This window comes from Lentzea sp. CA-135723 (assembly GCF_050936595.1).
Taxonomy (GTDB): Bacteria; Actinomycetota; Actinomycetes; order Mycobacteriales; family Pseudonocardiaceae; genus Lentzea.
In genome coordinates this window covers 5,783,107-5,799,172 of the sequence record NZ_JBNJMK010000001.1, presented here as the reverse complement: position 1 = coordinate 5,799,172, position 16,066 = coordinate 5,783,107, and the positions used below count along the sequence as shown (strand labels likewise).

Below are 16,066 nucleotides of genomic sequence, written 5' to 3'. Positions count from 1 at the left end.
CCCGTCGAGCAGAAGACGGTCTCCCTCAGCACTCCGGCGGCCACCCCGGCTCCGGCTTCGGCGCCCGCGCCGGCTCCGGCCGCCCCGGCGCCCGTCGCCGACGAGCCGGTGGTCGTCTCGGCCCCGCCGCCCTGGCAGCGAGTGACGAACGACACGGAAGCCGCCACGCACGACGCGACCGAGACCTACACGGCCCCGGCCGCACCCCCGGTCCCGGAACCGGCGCCTGCCTTCCCGTCCACCGACCCGGACACCGTGAAGGTGCAGAAGCCCGTGGTCACGGGCTCGGCCGTGCCGGTGGGCCTGGGCAGCAGCCGCACGTCGGTGAACATGGGCAGCAGCGCCTCGCGCCCCGCCGCCTCCGCCCCGTCGGCCCGCCGCCCCGGCCGAGGCCCCCGCCGCGCCTCGCTCCAGGTGAAGCGCGTCGACCCGTGGTCGGTCCTCAAGCTCGCCCTGGTGCTGGGCGTCGCGTTGTTCTTCGTCTGGCTCGTCGCGGTGGGCGTCCTCTACGGCGTCCTGCACGGCATGGGCGTCTGGGACAAGATCAACAGCACCGCGAACGACCTGCTCCAGGCCAACGAGCCGGGCGAACCGCTGATCAGCGCGGGCCGCGTCTTCGGCGTCTCGGCGATCATCGGCGCGGTCAACATCGTCCTGTTCACGGCCCTCGCGACCGTTGGCGCGTTCGTCTACAACGTGTCCGCGGACCTGGCCGGCGGCCTCGAACTGACGTTGTCCGAACGAGAGTGACCCCCTGATTTGGGGCAGCGAAGGACGATCCTGTAAGGTTCTCCTCGTTGCCCCAAGGGGTGATGATCGAGGGCCTATAGCTCAGGCGGTTAGAGCGCTTCACTGATAATGAAGAGGTCGGAGGTTCAAGTCCTCCTAGGCCCACTCGATTCGGGCATATCTATGTAGGCGGAATACGCCTACCTGATCCGAATCATCGTCTCTTTTTCTGGGGGCCAAGCCCCCAAGCCCCAGCCGGGGGACACCCCCGGACCCCCATCACACTTGACCGGCCGCCACCAGCTGGCTTGGGGTAATGTGGTGGGGTCGCTTACTTTTTGGTCTTGGGAGGGATTCGAAGTGGCTAAGAAGATCATCGCACTCGTCGTGGTCGCCGGTGCGGTCCTGTTCTTCGTGAAGCGCAGCCGTTCGGCCAAGGCCGACGCGGACCTGTGGCGCGAGGCCACCGCTCCCACCGACTGATCTTTTGATCTTTGCCTTGACGGGCGGCCTGCCGCCCTCAGGCGCGGGGACGTAGCTCAATTGGCAGAGCACCGCCTTTGCAAGGCGGGGGTTAGGGGTTCGATTCCCCTCGTCTCCATTCGTTCCTCGGGTCGAGGAGTGTCTGCGGAAAGCGCAGACCTCCTCGGCCCGAAGTGTTTTCTGGGGGCCGAGCCCCCAGACCCCACGCCGGGGGCAAGCCCCCGGACCCCCGGCCGCTTCGCCTTCGGCGTCAGCAGGCCTCATCGGGCGGTTTGGTCGAGATCGGCTAGGACGGTCGGGCGGCCTGGGTGCGGCGGGCTTGTCTCCAGCCGCCCCTCCTGCTTCTCACGCCTGCGGCTCTCGCTTCCCAGCCGCGCCTTCCCGCCTCCAACTCCGGGCTCTTGCCTCTCGGCCTCGACCTTCGCTCCTGGCTCTCCGTTGGGCCTTCTCGGCCTCTCCTCTCAACACGTGCGGAAGCCCCGTTCGCGTCGTTGGGAACGGGGCTTCAGTGCGGTTCGGGCGCGGCGATCATGTCGTCACGCTGCGGCCAGGGTTTTCTTCGACGACTTGCGGATCGTGTCGATGCTCCAGGCGCCGGCGCCTGTGAAGACCAGCAGCAGGAAGGCCCAGGCGTAGACGGCTGCCAGTTCGCCGCCGTTCTCGATCGGCAGCAGGGCCTTGGGCTGGTGCACCACGAAGTAGGCGTAGGCCATGGCGCCGGAGCTGATCAGGGCGGCCCAGCGCGTCCACAGGCCGATGAGGATGAGGCCGCCGCCGATCAGTTCGATCAGGGTGACGGGGCCGGACGGCCAGGCGAGGAGGTCGACTCCCTTGCCCAGTTTCTGCACCCCGTGGAACACGAAGAACAGACCGATGATGATGCGGAAGAGCGCCAGAGCGTGCTCTCGTCGTTGCTCCAAGAACTCCATGTCAGGGGTCCTTCCAGGGCGTAGGCGGGGGCAGGGCACAAAAGGTATGGACCAATTTAGAGTGTGCCGGTTGAGGCGCTTTTGGTATCTGGTTGACTGTTGCCCCTATGAAACGAGCACTGTTGCTGCCCCTGCTCGGCGTTCTCGCCGCGTGCGGTTCCCAGACCGCTCAGAACGTGCCGGTGCCGACGACCCAGACGCAGCAGGTCACCACGACGACCAGCGCTGCTCCGACCGTGCCGCCCGCGCCCCAGCCCGCGAGTGACGGCACCTGCCCCTACCTGGCGACCGGATTCGTCGCGGAGGCCAACGGGCAGCGTGTACCCAAAGTGAAACTGTCAACGGATCAGCCTCACCCTGCGTGCTTTTTCTACGCGAATGCAACTGAGATCCAGTTGACCGTGCGCGTCTACGTGGGGGACGAGCGCGTGGCCAAGCTGATCGTGAACGACGCGGCGCCGGACGGTTCGCAGCCCGCCACCGCGCCCACCGGGTGGACCGGAGGGTACGTCAGCAACGACACCGGTGTCGTCTACGCGGTGGGCAAGGGCGAGGCGGCCGTGGTGGTCACGAGCAACCAGAAGCAGTCGATCAAGGCCCGGCGCATCGCCGAAGAGGCCATCAAGGGCCTGCAGCTCTGACGGTTCTGACTGTTCTGACGAACGGCGAAAGCCCCCGCGACACGGAGTCGCGGGGGCTTTCGCGCAGCACACCTACTTGATGGGCTCCTTCTGGGACGGCACCTGGCCGTTGAGAACGGGCTCCGCGTGCGGAACCTGCTCTTCCTCCTGCAGGTGGACCTCCTGCGGCCGGCGCGTCATCGCGACGTAACCCGCCGCCGCGGCCGCGATCAGCAGACCCAGCACCCACGGCCAGCGGCGGCGCTTCGGCGCGTCCGCACCGAGCTGGGCCGCGGCCTTGCGGATCTCCTTGGCGCGCACCTTCGCGTCCTTGCGCGCGTGCTTCGCCGCCTTCTTCACTTCCTTGCGCACGACCTCCGCCTTGCCGATGAGGTCGGCGCGCGTCTGGGCGCTCTTCTTCGCGAGCCGCTTGCGCTGGCGCCGCGTCTGCTTCTCCCAGTCCTCGGCCTTGCCCATGAGCGCGTCGGCACGCTCCACGAGTGCGCCGCGGACCTGGTCAGTGGTGATGCCGCGGTCGGCCAGCTTGGCCTCAGCAGCGTGACCAGCGCGAACGACACCCTGACGCGCGGCCTTCAGACCGGTGCCGACAGCCTTGCCAACGTTCTCGCCGGCGCGGGTCATGACGTCCACCTCGTCCATCCTGTGCTCCACACGTTGTCGTCCGGTGATGTCATAGAGATACCCATCGTGCCCGTTTCTGAACATCTCCGCCTGTGATGGCACGATGGGGTGGTGGCTGACAGCAACGAATCCCTCGTCGGGACCAAGGTGACGGCGACCCTGCACACCACGCAGGGCGACATCCGGATCAACCTGCTCCCCGACCACGCCCCCAAGACGGTGGCGAACTTCGTCGGGCTCGCCGAGGGCACCAAGGACTACACCGAGGCGAACGCGAGCGGCACGAAATCGGGTCCGTTCTACAACGGCACCCTGTTCCACCGCGTCATCGCCGGCTTCATGCTCCAGACCGGTGACCCGACGGGCACCGGCCGCGGCGGCCCCGGCTACCGCTTCGCCGACGAGTTCCACTCCGAACTCCAGTTCAACAAGCCCTACCTCCTCGCGATGGCGAACGCCGGGCCCAACACCAACGGCTCCCAGTTCTTCGTCACCGTGGCGCCGACGACGTGGCTGAACTTCAAGCACACGATCTTCGGCGAGGTCGCCGACCAGGAGTCGCGCGACGTCGTCGACGCGATCGGCAACACCACGACCGGCGCGGGCGACCGTCCGGTCAACGACATCAAGATCGAGCGGATCACGATCGAACGCGCGTGAGCAACGCATCCGTGCCACCGGAGGGGCCGATCGGAGCGGAGCCGGAAACCCCGGTCTGCGCACGTCATTCCGATCGGCCCACCCGGCTGCGCTGCACCAGGTGCGACCGTCCGATGTGCCCGGAGTGCCTGCGTGACGCCTCGGTCGGCATGCAATGCGTCGACTGCGTGAACGAAGGCTCGCGCTCCGTCCGTCAGGCGCGCACGTCCGCAGGGGCCGTGGCCTCCGGCGGCCGGCCGATCATCACCCAGCTGATGATCGCGGTGAACGTCCTGGCGTACATCGCCACGGTCGTCCAGTCCGGCAGCCCGATGAACAACAGCAGGTCGAGCATCTTCGTCGAGACCGCGATGATCCCCGGCCTCACCGCGAGCGGTGAGTGGTGGCGGGTCCTCACGTCCGGCTTCATGCACTTCGGCCTGATCCACCTGGCGCTCAACATGGCCGCGCTGTTCGTGGTCGGCCCGGTGATCGAGCAGGAGCTCGGCAAGCTGCGGTACAGCGCCGTCTACTTCCTGTCGCTGCTCGGCGGCAGTGCGTCGGCGTTCCTCTTCGGCAGCGTCTGCCCGACGTACGCCGGCGCGTCCGGCGCGGTGTTCGGCCTGATGGGCGCGCTGCTGATCGTGTTCAAGCGGCAGCAGCGGGACATCTCGACCATCGTCGTGATCGTCGTGCTCAACCTGGTGTCGAACCTCTTCACCAACGCGTCACTGCTCGGGCACCTCGGCGGCCTCGTGATCGGCGGCCTGCTGACGCTCGCGATGGTCAAGGCGCCGCGGCAGAACCGCAACGCCTACCAGGCCGGTGCCGTGGTGGCGGCCGCCGTGCTGCTCGTCGGCATGTTCGCGTTGCGCGCCGCGCAGCTGGACACGGCCGCGGAGTTCCTCCTGGAGTACAACACCTGCCGTTAGCAGTGCTTCACGGCCGCAGTGCGTGCAGCACTCCGGCCACCTCTTCGGGATCGGCGCCGAGGTCCAGCCTCGTGAGCACCACGAGACGGTCTTCGGCGTCGAGCTCCAACGTCTGCTGCTCCCGCCCCAGCCTGCGCGTGGTCTGCAGCTTGACCTTCACCTCGTGCCACGGCAGCTGCGTCCTGCTCGCGAACCCGCGCACGACCAGACCGTTCGCGTCGGCGGTGAGCCGCGGCCGGGCCAGCGAGGCGAACGCCGCGAGATAGGCGACCAGCAGCGTCGCCAGGCCGATGAGCAGACGTCCTGCGTTGTCGTCGGCGACGAGCGTCGCGACGGCGAGCGCGGCGGCCGCCATCCACCCGAGGAGGACGACAGGGGCCGGCGTGGACCAGGTGCGAGTCACACTGTCGAGTGTGCCGCATGAAATGTGGACAACTGAACGGGTCCGCATGAGGGAAAACCGTCGCTTGTGCATTTTGGTGCAAAGTTGTCCACAGGACTTGTCCCCAATGGGGATGACTTACAGCCGTGTGCTTCGGTGACGCTCGGATGAACCAGGTGAACCCGAAGCGAACAAAGGTCGGCCCGGACGTGTGACGTCCGGGCCGACCTGTGCGAACTGTGAGCGGCTGTGCGCCTAGCGCCAGCGCATCGTCATCAGCAGACCGATGATCATGAGCGCGAAGCCGATGGCGAAGTTCCACGCCCCGAGCTCCAGCATGAACGGGATCTTCTCGGCCGCGATGTAGTTGACGACCAGCCACGCGAGGCCGAGCAGCATGAAGCCGAGCATGACAACGACGTAGACCGGGTGAGACGGCCCCGCTGCCTTGACCTTGACCGGCGTGCGGCGGTCAGTGGGTGCGGTGTAGACCGCCTTCTTCCGGACCTTCGACTTGGGCATGCTGTCCTCGCCTGACGTGGATATCCGTGAGTGACGCGAGTTTACGTGCACTACTCAGGAGACACGTTAACGTAGCGGCGGTGGTCAGCGAACCACCTTGCAGACGCAGTTGTTTTCAGTTCACAGTCCGCGCGGAGGTTCTCAGGTGAACTCGGGACCGCAGCAGCCGCCTCCACGGCGCCCTGCACCCCGTCGTGATGACCTTCAGCACGTGCGGCCGACGCCCTCTCCGCGGCCCATGCCTCCACCGGACGCAACCCAGTTCACCAGCGCTTTCTCCGGAAGCCTGCCCCCGAACACGCAACAGCGGCCGATCTTCCCGCCGCCCGGCACCCCGGCCAGGGGCATGCCGCACCCCGGCCGTCCCGGTCCGCCGCCCGGCACCCCGCCGAGGGGAATGCCGCCGCGTCAGATGCCCCCACGCCCACGCCCGGTGGACCCGCCCACCGAGGTGATCCCGCGCGTCGAGGACGACTACGACGACGATTACTACGACGAGGACGACTACTACGACGACGAGGCCCCGAAGAAGGCGGAGCTGCCGCCGGAGAGCCTCGCCCGCAAAGCGGTCCGAGGCGTGGGCGAGGCCCTCATCACCATGGGCCTGGTGGTTCTGCTGTTCGTCGTCTACGAGGTCTACGTCACCGATCTGCTCTCCGCGGAGAAGCAGCAGGACGCGACCGCGGCCCTCGACAACGAATGGAACTCGAACGTCGTCACGCCCCCGCCGGCGGACCCGAACCGCCAGTCGAAGCTGAACCTGATCGAAGGCAAGGCCTTCGCGAAGATGTACATCCCGGTCTTCGGCAACGACTGGAAGTTCTCCGTGGTGGAAGGCACGACCGACAAGCACCTGGAAATCGGTCCCGGCCACTACAAGGACACCGCCCAGCCGGGCGAGGCGGGCAACTTCGCCATCGCGGGCCACCGGGTGGGCAAGGGCGCGCCCTTCAACGACCTGGACCTGCTCGAGTCCTGCAACGCGGTGGTCGTCCAGACCCAGACCCAGTGGTTCGTCTACCGGGTGCTCCCGATGAGCAGCGAGGTCCAGGGCTGGGCCAGCAACCCGAAGTCGAAAGAGGCCGCCTGCGCCGGCGTTGCCCCGCTCTCCACCACGCTGGGCGACGCGTACGGCAAGACCGTGGGCCAGGAGATCGTCGCCCCCACCCAGGGCGAGGTGATCGCGCCGGTCCCGCACCAGGTGGGCACCGCCGTCCCGGAGGACAAGCTGGCGCGCCTGCTCACCCTGACGACGTGCCACCCGCGCTTCTCCGACAAGCAGCGCCTGATCGTGCACGCGATCGAAACGAAGAGCTACCCGGTGGCCGACGGCTTCGTGCCGCCAGAGATGACGGGGGCCTGAGTCCGATGTACAGCTGGATCTGGCGCCACCTGCCGGGCCCGACCGCCGTGCGCGTGCTGGAGGCCGTGGTCCTGGTCGTGGGCATCGTCGCGTTGCTGATGTTCGTCGTGTTCCCCTGGGCGGAGCCGAAGCTGCCGTTCAACAACGTCACCACGCAGTGACCTCGAAACAAGTGAAACCGCCACCGCGCAAATGCGCGATGGCGGCCTCATCGAGGAACGGCGTCAGCCGTTCGAGACAGAAGTCATCTCCTCACGAGAAACGACCTTGATCCGCTCGCGTCCGTGAGCGGCCCCCAGCGCGATCTCGTGGGCATCAAGCCGGCCCCACCCGTCATTGGTGACGAACGGGACCCCGCGAGCGGCGAGGAACTCGACCACCGCCCCGGCGGCAGGCGAAGCGGCACGAGGCAACGAGTCGGCGTCCACCAGCAAACTGGTGATGGTCTCCAACGCGTCGCCCTTGGTGTGCCCGATCAACCCGATGGGCCCGCGCTTGATCCAGCCGGTCGTGTAAACGCCGGGCATGGGCACCTCGTCCAGGTCCAGAACGCGCCCCGCCTCGTGCGGAATGGTCCCGGAAACGTGGTCGAACGGAATGTCGACCAAATGCGTCGACAGATATCCGACGGCCCGATAAACGGCCTGGACGTCCCAGTCGGTGAACACCCCGGTACCGCGCACGTTGCCGTCGCCGGTCAGTTCCTGGGTCTCGGTCCGCAACCCGCTCACGCACGAGTCCCCGAGCACCTCGACCGGCGCTTCCAGGAAGTGCAGGTGCAGTCGTCGAGGGCGGGAGCCGACGTCGCGAATCGCCCACTCCTGCAACGTCTTCACGATCATCTCGACCTGCTTGTTGGTCCGGATCGCGTGCATCGACGCCTCGTCGAACTCGATGCCCTCCGCGTGCACGATGACCTCGACGTTGGGGGAGTGGTCGAGCTCCCGCAGCTCCAGCGGCGTGAACTTCGCCTGCGCCGGACCGCGACGCCCGAAGACGTGCACGTCGGTGACGGGCGAGGCGGCCAGGCCCTCGTAGACGTTCACCGGGATCTCGGTGACCAGCAGCTCGTCCGCGGTCTTGGCGAGCACCCGAGCCACGTCGAGAGCGACGTTGCCGACGCCGAGCACGGCGACGGAAGTCGCGGTCAGCGGCCACGAGCGCGGCACGTCGGGGTGGCCGTCGTACCAGGACACGAAGTCCGCCGCGCCGAAGCTGCCGGGCAGGTCGATGCCGGGGATGTCCATCGCGCGGTCGGCGGAGGCGCCCGTGGAGAAGATCACCGCGTCGTAGAACTGGCGCAGGTCGTCGAGCTTGATGTCGACGCCGTACTCGACGTTGCCGAAGAACCGGACCGATGGCCGGTCGAGCACCTTCTGCAACGCACCCACGATGCCCTTGATGCGGGGGTGGTCCGGTGCGACGCCGTAGCGGACCAGGCCGTACGGGGCCGGCAGCTTCTCGAAGAGGTCGATCTGCGCGTCGACGTCGGACTTGGTCAGGATGTCGGCGGCGTAGACGCCGGCCGGTCCGGCGCCGACGATCGCGACGCGCAAGGGGCGACTCATGACACCTATTTTAGGGTAGCCTAACCTCAACGCAGACGAGAGCTAACTCACTCGCGCCGACCAACTAAGCTCTCTCCATGCGCGTGCTCGTGGTCGACAACTACGACAGCTTCGTCTACAACCTGGTCCAGTACCTCGCCCAGCTCGGGGCCGAGTGCGTCGTGCGGCGCAACGACGAGGTGGACCTCGACGAGATCGACGAGGTCGACGGTGTGCTCGTCAGCCCGGGGCCCGGCACGCCGGAGCGTGCCGGTGCGAGCATCGACGTCATCAAGAAGTGCGCGGACATCGGCAAGCCGGTGTTCGGCGTGTGTCTCGGCCATCAGGCGATCGGTGTCGTGTGGGGTGGCACGGTCGATCGCGCGCCCGAGTTGCTGCACGGCAAGACGAGCATCGTTTTTCACGAGGGTCGCGGTGTGCTCAAGGGGGTGCCGCAGCCGTTCATCGCCACGCGGTACCACTCGCTGACGGTGCTGCCGGAGACGATCCCCGCGGAGTTCGAGGTCACCGGCAAGACGGAGACCGGCATCGTCATGGGCATGCGGCACCGGGAGCTGCCGGTCGAGGGCGTGCAGTTCCACCCCGAGTCCGTGCTGACCGACGGCGGTCATCGCATGCTCGCCAACTGGCTGAAGGTCTGCGGCTTCGAGGTTCCCGAGGCCACGGTCGCGCAGCTGGAGAACGGCATGCGCACGCTCGCCGCGGCCGCCCGGCTCTGACCAGCAAAAAAAGGGGCGGCTTCCTCAAGCAGGAAGCCGCCCCCTTTGCGCGTGAAGACCTAACTACCGCCGGCGCCCAGCGTGGCGACCGTGACGGTCACCGCGGTGCCCTTGGTGATCAGCGTGCCCTTCGTCGGCTGCTGCGAGAGCACCTGGTCCCGCTTCGACGGGTCGAGGACCTGCTGGTTCTGGACGTTGAAGGAGGCGTTCCAGCCCAGCGCGCGCAGCTTCTGCTCCGCTTCCTTCTTGTCCAGGTTGACGAGGTCCGGCATCTCGAACTGGTTGCCCTTCGAGACCTTCAGCGTGACGGTGGTGTTCTTGTCCACCTTGCTGTTGGCGGCCGGGGTCTGCTGGATCACGGTGCCCTCGGGCTTGGGGCTGTCGACCGTCTCGATGACGACCTTGAAGCCGGAGCCCTCGAGCGTCTGCTGCGCGTCGTCCTTGTCGCTGTTGACGACACCCGGCACGTTCACCTTGTCCGGCGCCTTGCCGAGCTGGATGGTGATCGTGCCGCCCTTCTTCAGCTTCAGGCCGACGGCGGGGTTCTGCTGCGCGATCTTGCCGGCCTTGGACGCGTCGTCGACCTCGACGGTCTGGTCGCTCTGCTGCAGCTTGAAGCCGTTGGGGTCCTTGTCGAGGATGCCCTGGGCCTCGGCAGGGGTCTTGCCGGCGAGGTCCGGCACGGTGCCCTCGCCCGGCGGCGTGCCGATGGAGAACTTCACCGTGGTGCCCTTGGCGACCGAGGTGCCCTCCGGCGGGTCCGTGTTGACGACCTTGTTGATCTGGTCGGCGGTGCACGTCGCGGGGGCGCCTGCCGCACCGGGCTCGCAGGCGATCTCCTGCTGGGAACCCTGCAGACCGGCCTTGGTCAGCTTCTCCCTGGCGTCGACCGCGCTCAGCCCCACGATCGACGGCACCGCGACCTTCTCGGCCGACGTGCCGCTGCTCTGGTTCATCAGGCTGTTGGTGATCCACGCGGCGAGACCGAGCACGGCCAGGCAGAGGATCACCACCAGCGTCACCATGATCGCCTTCTTGCGGCGGGCGCGCCGTTCCTCTTCCTCGTCGGCGATCGGGTCGTAGTCGTCCGGCTCCGACTTCAACGCCGCCGGCCGGTGCCTGCCGCCGCCACCGCTGGAGACGACCTGCGTGCGCGGGGCGCGCGCCTGCTCGTTCATCACGGCGGTGCGGTCCTCGGCCGTCATCACGGCCGGGGCGGACGGACGCTGGCCGGACAGCACGCGGACCAGGTCGGCACGCATCTCCGCGGCCGACTGGTAGCGGTTGGCCGGGCCCTTCGACATCGCCTTCAGCACGATCGCGTCGAGCTGCGGCGACACCTTCGGGTTGAGCTGCGACGGCGCCTTCGGGTCTTCCCTGACGTGCTGGTACGCCACGGCCACCGGCGAGTCACCGGTGAACGGCGGCTCGCCCGTCAGCAGTTCGAACAGCACACAGCCGGCCGCGTACACGTCCGAACGGGCGTCGACGGACTCGCCGCGCGCCTGCTCAGGCGACAGGTACTGGGCCGTGCCGATGACCGCCGCGGTCTGGGTGACCGCGGCCTGGCCGTCGTGCAGCGCGCGGGCGATGCCGAAGTCCATCACCTTGACGGCGCCGGACTTCGTGATCATCACGTTGGCGGGCTTCACGTCGCGGTGCACGATGCCGTGGCGGTGGCTGAAGTCGAGCGCGGCCGAGACGTCGGCCATGACCTCCATCGCGCGCTTGCCCGACAGCGGACCCTGGGTCTTCACGATGTCGCGCAGCGTCCGTCCGTCGACGAACTCCATCACGATGTACGGCAGCGGGCCGTACTCGGTCTGCGTCTCACCTGTGTCGTAGACGGCGACGATCGCCGGGTGGTTCAGAGCGGCGGAGTTCTGCGCCTCACGCCGGAAGCGTTCCTGGAACTGGGAGTCACGAGCGAGGTCGGCCCTCAGCACCTTGATCGCCACGTCTCTGCCGAGGCGGACGTCCCGCCCCTTGTGGACCTCGGACATGCCGCCGTACCCGAGAGTCTCACCCAGTTCGTAGCGGTTTGAGAGCAGTCGCGGAGTGCTCATCGGTGCTTCGTCCCGCTCCTAGTCGACGGTGTTCCGAACTCGGTTCTGGTCTTGCTCATGGCGCGCACGTCACCCTCACCTTCGAGCCGACCGGCACCTCGCCCGTGGGCGCGATGGCGGTGACCCGGCACTTCTTCAAGTCGCCCGGTGCCGTGCCCTGCGCGCTGCGCACGTCGGGTTCCAGGCCGTGGCCGATCAGGTCGATGCTGACCTCGTCGCCGGAACGACCGATGTAGTCGTCCTCGTCGATCCGCTGCGGCGAACTGCCCGGTATCCGGTCGGCGGAGTCGGGCTTCGCCTGACCGTTCGCCGGAGCGTTCGGGTTCGCCGTGCTGGACGACGTCGTCCGGCTGCCCTGCCCGCTGCTGCCGTCGTTCTGCTTGACGGTGAACTTCCACAGGAGGACCACGCCGAGCACGAGCAGCACTGCCACCAGAAAAGCGACCATAACCCAGACCGCGGTCCGGTTTCTCCCCGGTGGCGTCGGCATGGGGGTGAACGTTCCCGTCTGGTGCACCGGTTGCATGCCGGTCTGGTGCGCCGGATGGGTGCCGGCACGCACCGGACCGCTCGGGTGGTGCGGCATCTGGGGCGCGACCTGCGGCGGGATCGGCAGCGGCTGCGACACCTGCGGCGGCTGCGTGACCTGCTGCGGGATCGGTGGGGGCATCGTGAAACCGGAGGGCGTCGGCAACGGCTGGCCCACCCGCACGGCGCTGACGGCCGCGGCGAACTCGCCACCGGTCCGGTAGCGCTGCCTCGGGTCCTTGACCAGCGTCGCCTCGATCAACGCCCGCGCACCCGGCGGAACGTCGCGCGGCAACGGCGGCGCGATGTCGCGGATGTGCATCATCGCGACGGTCACCGCGTTGTCGGACAGGAACGGCCGGTGACCGGCCATGCACTCGTAGCCACACACCGCCAACGAGTAGACGTCGCTCGCCGGTTCGGCTTCGCCGCCAAGAGCTTGTTCGGGTGCGATGTAGTGCGCGGTGCCCATCACCATGCCGGATCGCGTCACGGGTGCCGCGTCCACGGCCTTCGCGATGCCGAAGTCGGTGATCTTCACCTTGCCCGAAGGGGTCACCATGATGTTGCCGGGCTTCACGTCCCGGTGCACGAGCCCGCGTTCGTGGGCCGCCTGCAACGCGTTCCCGGTCTGCTCCAGCAGGTCCAGCGTCACCTCGGCGGTCAGCCGGCCGCGGGAGATGATCGTCGCGAGCGGTTCGCCCTCGACGAGCTCCATCACCAGGTACGCCGTGTCCTCCGGCCCGTCGCTGACGGACGCGGTCTCGCCGTAGTCGTGCACCGACGCGATGCCGGGGTGGTTCAGCGACGCGGTCATCCGCGCCTCGACGCGGAAGCGGTGCAGGAACTCGGGATCTCCTGAGAGCTCCGCCTTGAGCACCTTCACAGCGACGCGGCGGTCGAGCCGGTCGTCCGCCGCTTCCCAGACCTCGCCCATGCCACCGACCGCTATCCGCCTGGTCAGGCGGTAGCGGTCGGCGAGGAGCTGGCCCTTGGTGAGCATCAGCGGCCTGCCAGGTACGCGTTCATCACGGCGCGCCCGATCGGCGCGGCGACCTTGCCGCCGGTGGCGCCCAGGCCGCGGTCGCCGCCGTCCTCCACGATGACCGCGATCGCGATCTCCGGCTTCTGCGCCGGCGCGAAGGCGATGTACCAGGCGTGCGGGTTGTTCTTCGTGACGTCGGCGCCGTGCTCGGCGGTACCGGTCTTCGACGCCACCTGCACGTTCTGCAGACGGCCCTCGCCACCGGTGCTGATCTCCGACTGGATCATCATGTCCCGCAACGTGTTGGCGTTCGCCGTGCTCATCGCGGTCTCGACCTCGTCGGGCTCGGTGTCGTCGATCGACTTCAGGTCCGGCCCGAGGATCTTCGACACCAGGTACGGCTGCATGCGCTTGCCGTTGTTCGCGATCGTCGCCGCGATCACCGCGTTCTCCAGCGGCGTGATCTGCACGTCGCGCTGGCCGATGCCGGTCTGGTACAGCGACGCGTCGTCGGGGATCGGGCCGAGCGTCGAGGTCTCGACGGGCAGCGGCACGGTGAGGTCCGTGTCGTTGAACCCGAACTTCTCGGCCTGGCGGCGCAGCTTGTTCGCGCCGAGCTGGCCCGCCATCTCACCGAACGCCGTGTTGCACGACTTCGCGAGCGCGGTCTCCATCGACACCGTCTCGCCGGGGCCGCACGGGGTGCCGTTGAAGTTCGGCAGCTGCGTCTGGCTGCCCGGCAGCGTGATCGAGCCCTTGGCGGTGTACTGCGTGTCCTTGTTCTTGCCGTCGGCGAGCGCGGCCGCCGCGACGACGACCTTCAACGTCGACCCCGCCGGGTAGAGCGCCTGCGTCGCGCGGTTGAGCAGCGGGTCGCCGGAGTCCTCCGCGTTGAGCTGCTTCCACGCCGACGCCTGCTCGTTCGAGTCGTGGCTCGCGAGCAGGTTCGGGTTGTAGGACGGGGTGCTCGCCATCGCGAGGATCTCACCGGTGTCCGGCTTGATCGCGACGACGGAACCCGTGTAGCCCTTGGCGGTCAGCTGGTCGAACGCGGTCTGCTGCAGCTTGGCGTTCAGCGTGAGCTGCACGTTGCCGCCGACCGGGTCGCGACCGGTGATCAACGCCGAGACGCGGCGGGTGAACAGCCGGTCGTCCGAGCCGTTGAGCAGGTCGTTCTCGGCGCGTTCCATGCCGGACGTGCCGTAGGTGACCGACAGGTACCCCGTCACCGGCGCGTAGACCGGGCCGTTGCTGTAGGTGCGCAGGAACCGGAGACGGTCGGTCGTCTCCTTCACGTCCGCGATCGTGGTGCCGTCCGCGGCGATGATCAGCCCGCGCTTGCGGGCGTACTCGTCGAGCAGCACCCGGCGGTTGTACGCGTTCTTGCGCCACTCGTCGGCGTTGATCACCTGGACCCACGTGGCGTTGCCCAGCAGGAGCACGATCATGACCATCATGGCCATGCCGACGCGGCGGAGCGGTGTGTTCATTTGGGACGCTCCACCATCACAGTGTGCTGGTCGGCGATAGCCGGTTGTTGCGGTTTCGGCTTCGCGACCCGCTGCGGGGCCCTCGCCGCCGCAGAAATTCGCAGTAGCAACGCGACCAGGATGTAGTTCGCGAGCAGCGACGAACCGCCGTAGGACAGGAACGGCGCGGTGATACCCGTCATCGGGATCAGCTTGGTGATACCGCCGACGACGATGAACACCTGGAAGCAGACCGCGAACGCGAGACCGCCGCCCAGGAGCTTGCCGAAGCTGTCGCGCACCGAGATGGCGCCGCGCAGGCCGCGCAACGCGAAGATCATGTAGACCAGGAGCAGGGCCGCGAAGCCGACGAACCCGAGCTCCTCGCCGATCACGGCGGTGATGAAGTCGGTGTTGGACTCCGGGATCATCTCCGGCCGGCCGGCGCCGAGCCCGGCACCGCCGATGCCGCCGGTCGCGAGCGCGAACAGCGACTGCGAGATCTGGTAGCCGCCGCCGACCACGTCGTAGCGGGCGATCGGGTCCTGCCAGTTCGCCACGCGCTGCTGCACGTGCGTGAAGAGCTTCCACGCGACGATCGCACCGCCGGAGAACAGGCCGAGGCCGAGCACGACCCAGGCTGCGCGTTCGGTGGCGACGTAGAGCAGCACGAGCACGATGCCGAAGAACAGCAGCGAGGACCCGAGGTCCTTCTGCAGCACCATGACCGCGACCGTGACGCCCCAGGCCGCGAACAGCGGGCCGAGGTCGCGGGCGCGGGGCAGGTCCATGCCGAGGAACCGGCGGCCCGCCACGGTGAACAGGTCCCGCTTCGACACCAGGAACGCGGCGAAGAAGACCATCAAGAGGATCTTGGCGAACTCACCCGGCTGGATCGACAACGGGCCGAGGCGCAGCCAGATCTTCGCGCCGTTGATCTCGGGCGCGATGAAGCCCGGCAGCACACCGGGGAGCATCAGCGCGACGAGACCGACGAGGCCGAACGTGTAGCCGAACCGCGCGAGCATGCGGTGGTCCGGCAGGAACTTCAGCGTCGCCGCGAACAGCAACAACCCGATGGCGGTCCAGATGACCTGCTTGAACGCCACCGGGTCCCACGTCGAGCCGTCGGGGAAGACGGTGCCCTCGAGCGCCAGGTCGATCCGGTGGATGGTCACCAGTCCGAGCCCGTTCAGCAACGCGACGCACGGCAGGATCGCCGGGTCCGCGTACGGCGCCCACCTGCGGACGGCGAGGTGAGCGCACGCGAAGAGGCCGAGGTACGCGAGACCCAGGTACAGGATGCGCAGGCTCAGCGAGCGCTCCTGGTTCAGTTCGACCAGGATCAGTGCCAGCGTCACGAGACCGGCGGCGAACGAGAGCATCACCAGTTCGGTGCCGCGTCGCGTCGGCGCCTTCAGTCCTGGCGACGTGCTCGTCGCCAGCGACGCGCCTGGTGAGCCTTCCCCGGTGGGGGCGGGCGAGCCCAT

16 protein-coding genes, 2 tRNA genes and 1 pseudogene are annotated in these 16,066 nt (G+C 68.1%); 10 read left to right on the top strand and 9 right to left on the bottom strand.

The genetic code is table 11. The features are described from left to right. The first annotated feature begins 108 nt into the window (after positions 1-108). The 4 genes and pseudogenes from ACQEU1_RS26720 (at position 109) to ACQEU1_RS26705 (ending at position 1,330) form a co-directional block, all read left to right on the top strand. Complete coding sequence (locus ACQEU1_RS26720) at positions 109-750, top strand: DUF3566 domain-containing protein (protein ID WP_433211787.1); 642 nt, start codon at positions 109-111, stop codon at positions 748-750. Between the two features lie 70 nt (positions 751-820). Continuing rightward, positions 821-894 (top strand) — tRNA-Ile (locus ACQEU1_RS26715). A gap of 195 nt (positions 895-1,089) precedes the next feature. After that, positions 1,090-1,209 (top strand): annotated as a pseudogene (locus tag ACQEU1_RS26710) (DLW-39 family protein); the annotation flags it as partial. Positions 1,210-1,257: 48 nt separating this feature from the next. Then, positions 1,258-1,330: transfer RNA gene (locus tag ACQEU1_RS26705), tRNA-Ala, on the top strand. A gap of 418 nt (positions 1,331-1,748) precedes the next feature. Here ACQEU1_RS26705 and ACQEU1_RS26700 read toward each other — a convergent pair. Then, positions 1,749-2,141: a DoxX family protein gene (locus ACQEU1_RS26700; protein ID WP_433207155.1), complete on the bottom strand. Its 393-nt coding sequence runs from the start codon at positions 2,139-2,141 to the stop codon at positions 1,749-1,751. Between the two features lie 107 nt (positions 2,142-2,248). Between ACQEU1_RS26700 and ACQEU1_RS26695 the strand changes: the two genes are divergently transcribed. Further along, positions 2,249-2,782: a DUF2020 domain-containing protein gene (locus ACQEU1_RS26695; protein WP_433207152.1), complete on the top strand. Its 534-nt coding sequence runs from the start codon at positions 2,249-2,251 to the stop codon at positions 2,780-2,782. A gap of 72 nt (positions 2,783-2,854) precedes the next feature. On the opposite strand, the gene ACQEU1_RS26690 is transcribed toward ACQEU1_RS26695, so the two are convergent. Beyond that, positions 2,855-3,421 carry a hypothetical protein gene (locus ACQEU1_RS26690; RefSeq protein ID WP_433207149.1) on the bottom strand — a complete coding sequence of 189 codons (567 nt, stop codon included), beginning with the start codon at positions 3,419-3,421 and terminating at the stop codon, positions 2,855-2,857. Between the two features lie 93 nt (positions 3,422-3,514). Between ACQEU1_RS26690 and ACQEU1_RS26685 the strand changes: the two genes are divergently transcribed. Beyond that, positions 3,515-4,063, top strand: coding sequence for a peptidylprolyl isomerase (locus tag ACQEU1_RS26685; RefSeq protein WP_433207146.1), 549 nt, complete (start codon positions 3,515-3,517; stop codon positions 4,061-4,063). Beyond that, positions 4,060-4,974 carry a rhomboid family intramembrane serine protease gene (locus tag ACQEU1_RS26680; RefSeq protein WP_433207143.1) on the top strand — a complete coding sequence of 305 codons (915 nt, stop codon included), beginning with the start codon at positions 4,060-4,062 and terminating at the stop codon, positions 4,972-4,974. The genes ACQEU1_RS26685 and ACQEU1_RS26680 overlap by 4 nt, the downstream gene beginning before the upstream one ends. A 7-nt stretch (positions 4,975-4,981) precedes the next feature. Here the strand turns inward: ACQEU1_RS26680 and ACQEU1_RS26675 are convergent, their stop codons facing one another. Beyond that, the gene (locus tag ACQEU1_RS26675; RefSeq protein WP_433207140.1) at positions 4,982-5,377 is read right to left on the bottom strand and encodes a PH domain-containing protein; all 396 of its coding nucleotides are present in this window, start codon (positions 5,375-5,377) and stop codon (positions 4,982-4,984) included. A gap of 234 nt (positions 5,378-5,611) precedes the next feature. Next, the gene (gene crgA / locus ACQEU1_RS26670) at positions 5,612-5,878 is read right to left on the bottom strand and encodes a cell division protein CrgA (RefSeq protein ID WP_030465604.1); all 267 of its coding nucleotides are present in this window, start codon (positions 5,876-5,878) and stop codon (positions 5,612-5,614) included. A 238-nt stretch (positions 5,879-6,116) separates the two neighbouring features. Between crgA and ACQEU1_RS26665 the strand changes: the two genes are divergently transcribed. Both ACQEU1_RS26665 and ACQEU1_RS26660 read left to right on the top strand, forming a co-directional pair. Next, positions 6,117-7,241, top strand: a complete 1,125-nt coding sequence (locus tag ACQEU1_RS26665) for a class E sortase (RefSeq protein ID WP_433207135.1) — start codon at positions 6,117-6,119, stop codon at positions 7,239-7,241. Between the two features lie 5 nt (positions 7,242-7,246). Beyond that, positions 7,247-7,402 (top strand): hypothetical protein, encoded by a 156-nt coding sequence (locus tag ACQEU1_RS26660; RefSeq protein ID WP_433207132.1) that lies wholly within the window; start codon positions 7,247-7,249, stop codon positions 7,400-7,402. Positions 7,403-7,465: 63 nt separating this feature from the next. Here ACQEU1_RS26660 and ACQEU1_RS26655 read toward each other — a convergent pair whose 3' ends face one another. After that, positions 7,466-8,809 carry an FAD-dependent oxidoreductase gene (locus ACQEU1_RS26655; protein WP_433207129.1) on the bottom strand — a complete coding sequence of 448 codons (1,344 nt, stop codon included), beginning with the start codon at positions 8,807-8,809 and terminating at the stop codon, positions 7,466-7,468. A 77-nt stretch (positions 8,810-8,886) separates the two neighbouring features. Between ACQEU1_RS26655 and ACQEU1_RS26650 the strand changes: the two genes are divergently transcribed. Then, on the top strand, positions 8,887-9,528 hold the full coding sequence (locus ACQEU1_RS26650; RefSeq protein WP_433207126.1) for an aminodeoxychorismate/anthranilate synthase component II: 642 nt from the start codon (positions 8,887-8,889) through the stop codon (positions 9,526-9,528). Between the two features lie 59 nt (positions 9,529-9,587). Here the strand turns inward: ACQEU1_RS26650 and pknB are convergent, their stop codons facing one another. The 4 genes from pknB to ACQEU1_RS26630 are packed head-to-tail and all read right to left on the bottom strand — an operon-like array spanning position 9,588 to position 16,066. Further along, a complete protein-coding gene (gene pknB / locus ACQEU1_RS26645; protein WP_433207123.1) occupies positions 9,588-11,594 on the bottom strand; it encodes a Stk1 family PASTA domain-containing Ser/Thr kinase in 2,007 nt (668 codons plus the stop codon). A gap of 55 nt (positions 11,595-11,649) precedes the next feature. Further along, positions 11,650-13,125, bottom strand: a complete 1,476-nt coding sequence (locus ACQEU1_RS26640) for a protein kinase domain-containing protein (protein WP_433207120.1) — start codon at positions 13,123-13,125, stop codon at positions 11,650-11,652. Continuing rightward, a complete protein-coding gene (locus ACQEU1_RS26635; RefSeq protein ID WP_433207117.1) occupies positions 13,125-14,597 on the bottom strand; it encodes a peptidoglycan D,D-transpeptidase FtsI family protein in 1,473 nt (490 codons plus the stop codon). The genes ACQEU1_RS26640 and ACQEU1_RS26635 overlap by 1 nt, the downstream gene beginning before the upstream one ends. Further along, the gene (locus ACQEU1_RS26630; RefSeq protein ID WP_433207114.1) at positions 14,594-16,066 is read right to left on the bottom strand and encodes an FtsW/RodA/SpoVE family cell cycle protein; all 1,473 of its coding nucleotides are present in this window, start codon (positions 16,064-16,066) and stop codon (positions 14,594-14,596) included. The genes ACQEU1_RS26635 and ACQEU1_RS26630 overlap by 4 nt, the downstream gene beginning before the upstream one ends.

Excerpts from the sequence above, each read along its gene's own strand:
- ACQEU1_RS26640 (WP_433207120.1), bottom strand. The coding sequence starts at position 13,125 with ATGCTCACCAAGGGCCAGCTCCTCGCCGACCGCTACCGCCTGACCAGG.
- ACQEU1_RS26630 (WP_433207114.1), bottom strand. The coding sequence starts at position 16,066 with ATGGGCTCGCCCGCCCCCACCGGGGAAGGCTCACCAGGCGCGTCGCTG.
- ACQEU1_RS26650 (WP_433207126.1), top strand. The coding sequence starts at position 8,887 with ATGCGCGTGCTCGTGGTCGACAACTACGACAGCTTCGTCTACAACCTG.
- crgA (WP_030465604.1), bottom strand. The coding sequence starts at position 5,878 with ATGCCCAAGTCGAAGGTCCGGAAGAAGGCGGTCTACACCGCACCCACT.
- ACQEU1_RS26655 (WP_433207129.1), bottom strand. The coding sequence starts at position 8,809 with ATGAGTCGCCCCTTGCGCGTCGCGATCGTCGGCGCCGGACCGGCCGGC.
- ACQEU1_RS26665 (WP_433207135.1), top strand. The coding sequence starts at position 6,117 with ATGCCTCCACCGGACGCAACCCAGTTCACCAGCGCTTTCTCCGGAAGC.
- ACQEU1_RS26635 (WP_433207117.1), bottom strand. The coding sequence starts at position 14,597 with ATGAACACACCGCTCCGCCGCGTCGGCATGGCCATGATGGTCATGATC.
- ACQEU1_RS26690 (WP_433207149.1), bottom strand. The coding sequence starts at position 3,421 with ATGGACGAGGTGGACGTCATGACCCGCGCCGGCGAGAACGTTGGCAAG.
- ACQEU1_RS26700 (WP_433207155.1), bottom strand. The coding sequence starts at position 2,141 with ATGGAGTTCTTGGAGCAACGACGAGAGCACGCTCTGGCGCTCTTCCGC.
- pknB (WP_433207123.1), bottom strand. The coding sequence starts at position 11,594 with ATGAGCACTCCGCGACTGCTCTCAAACCGCTACGAACTGGGTGAGACT.
- ACQEU1_RS26695 (WP_433207152.1), top strand. The coding sequence starts at position 2,249 with ATGAAACGAGCACTGTTGCTGCCCCTGCTCGGCGTTCTCGCCGCGTGC.
- ACQEU1_RS26660 (WP_433207132.1), top strand. The coding sequence starts at position 7,247 with ATGTACAGCTGGATCTGGCGCCACCTGCCGGGCCCGACCGCCGTGCGC.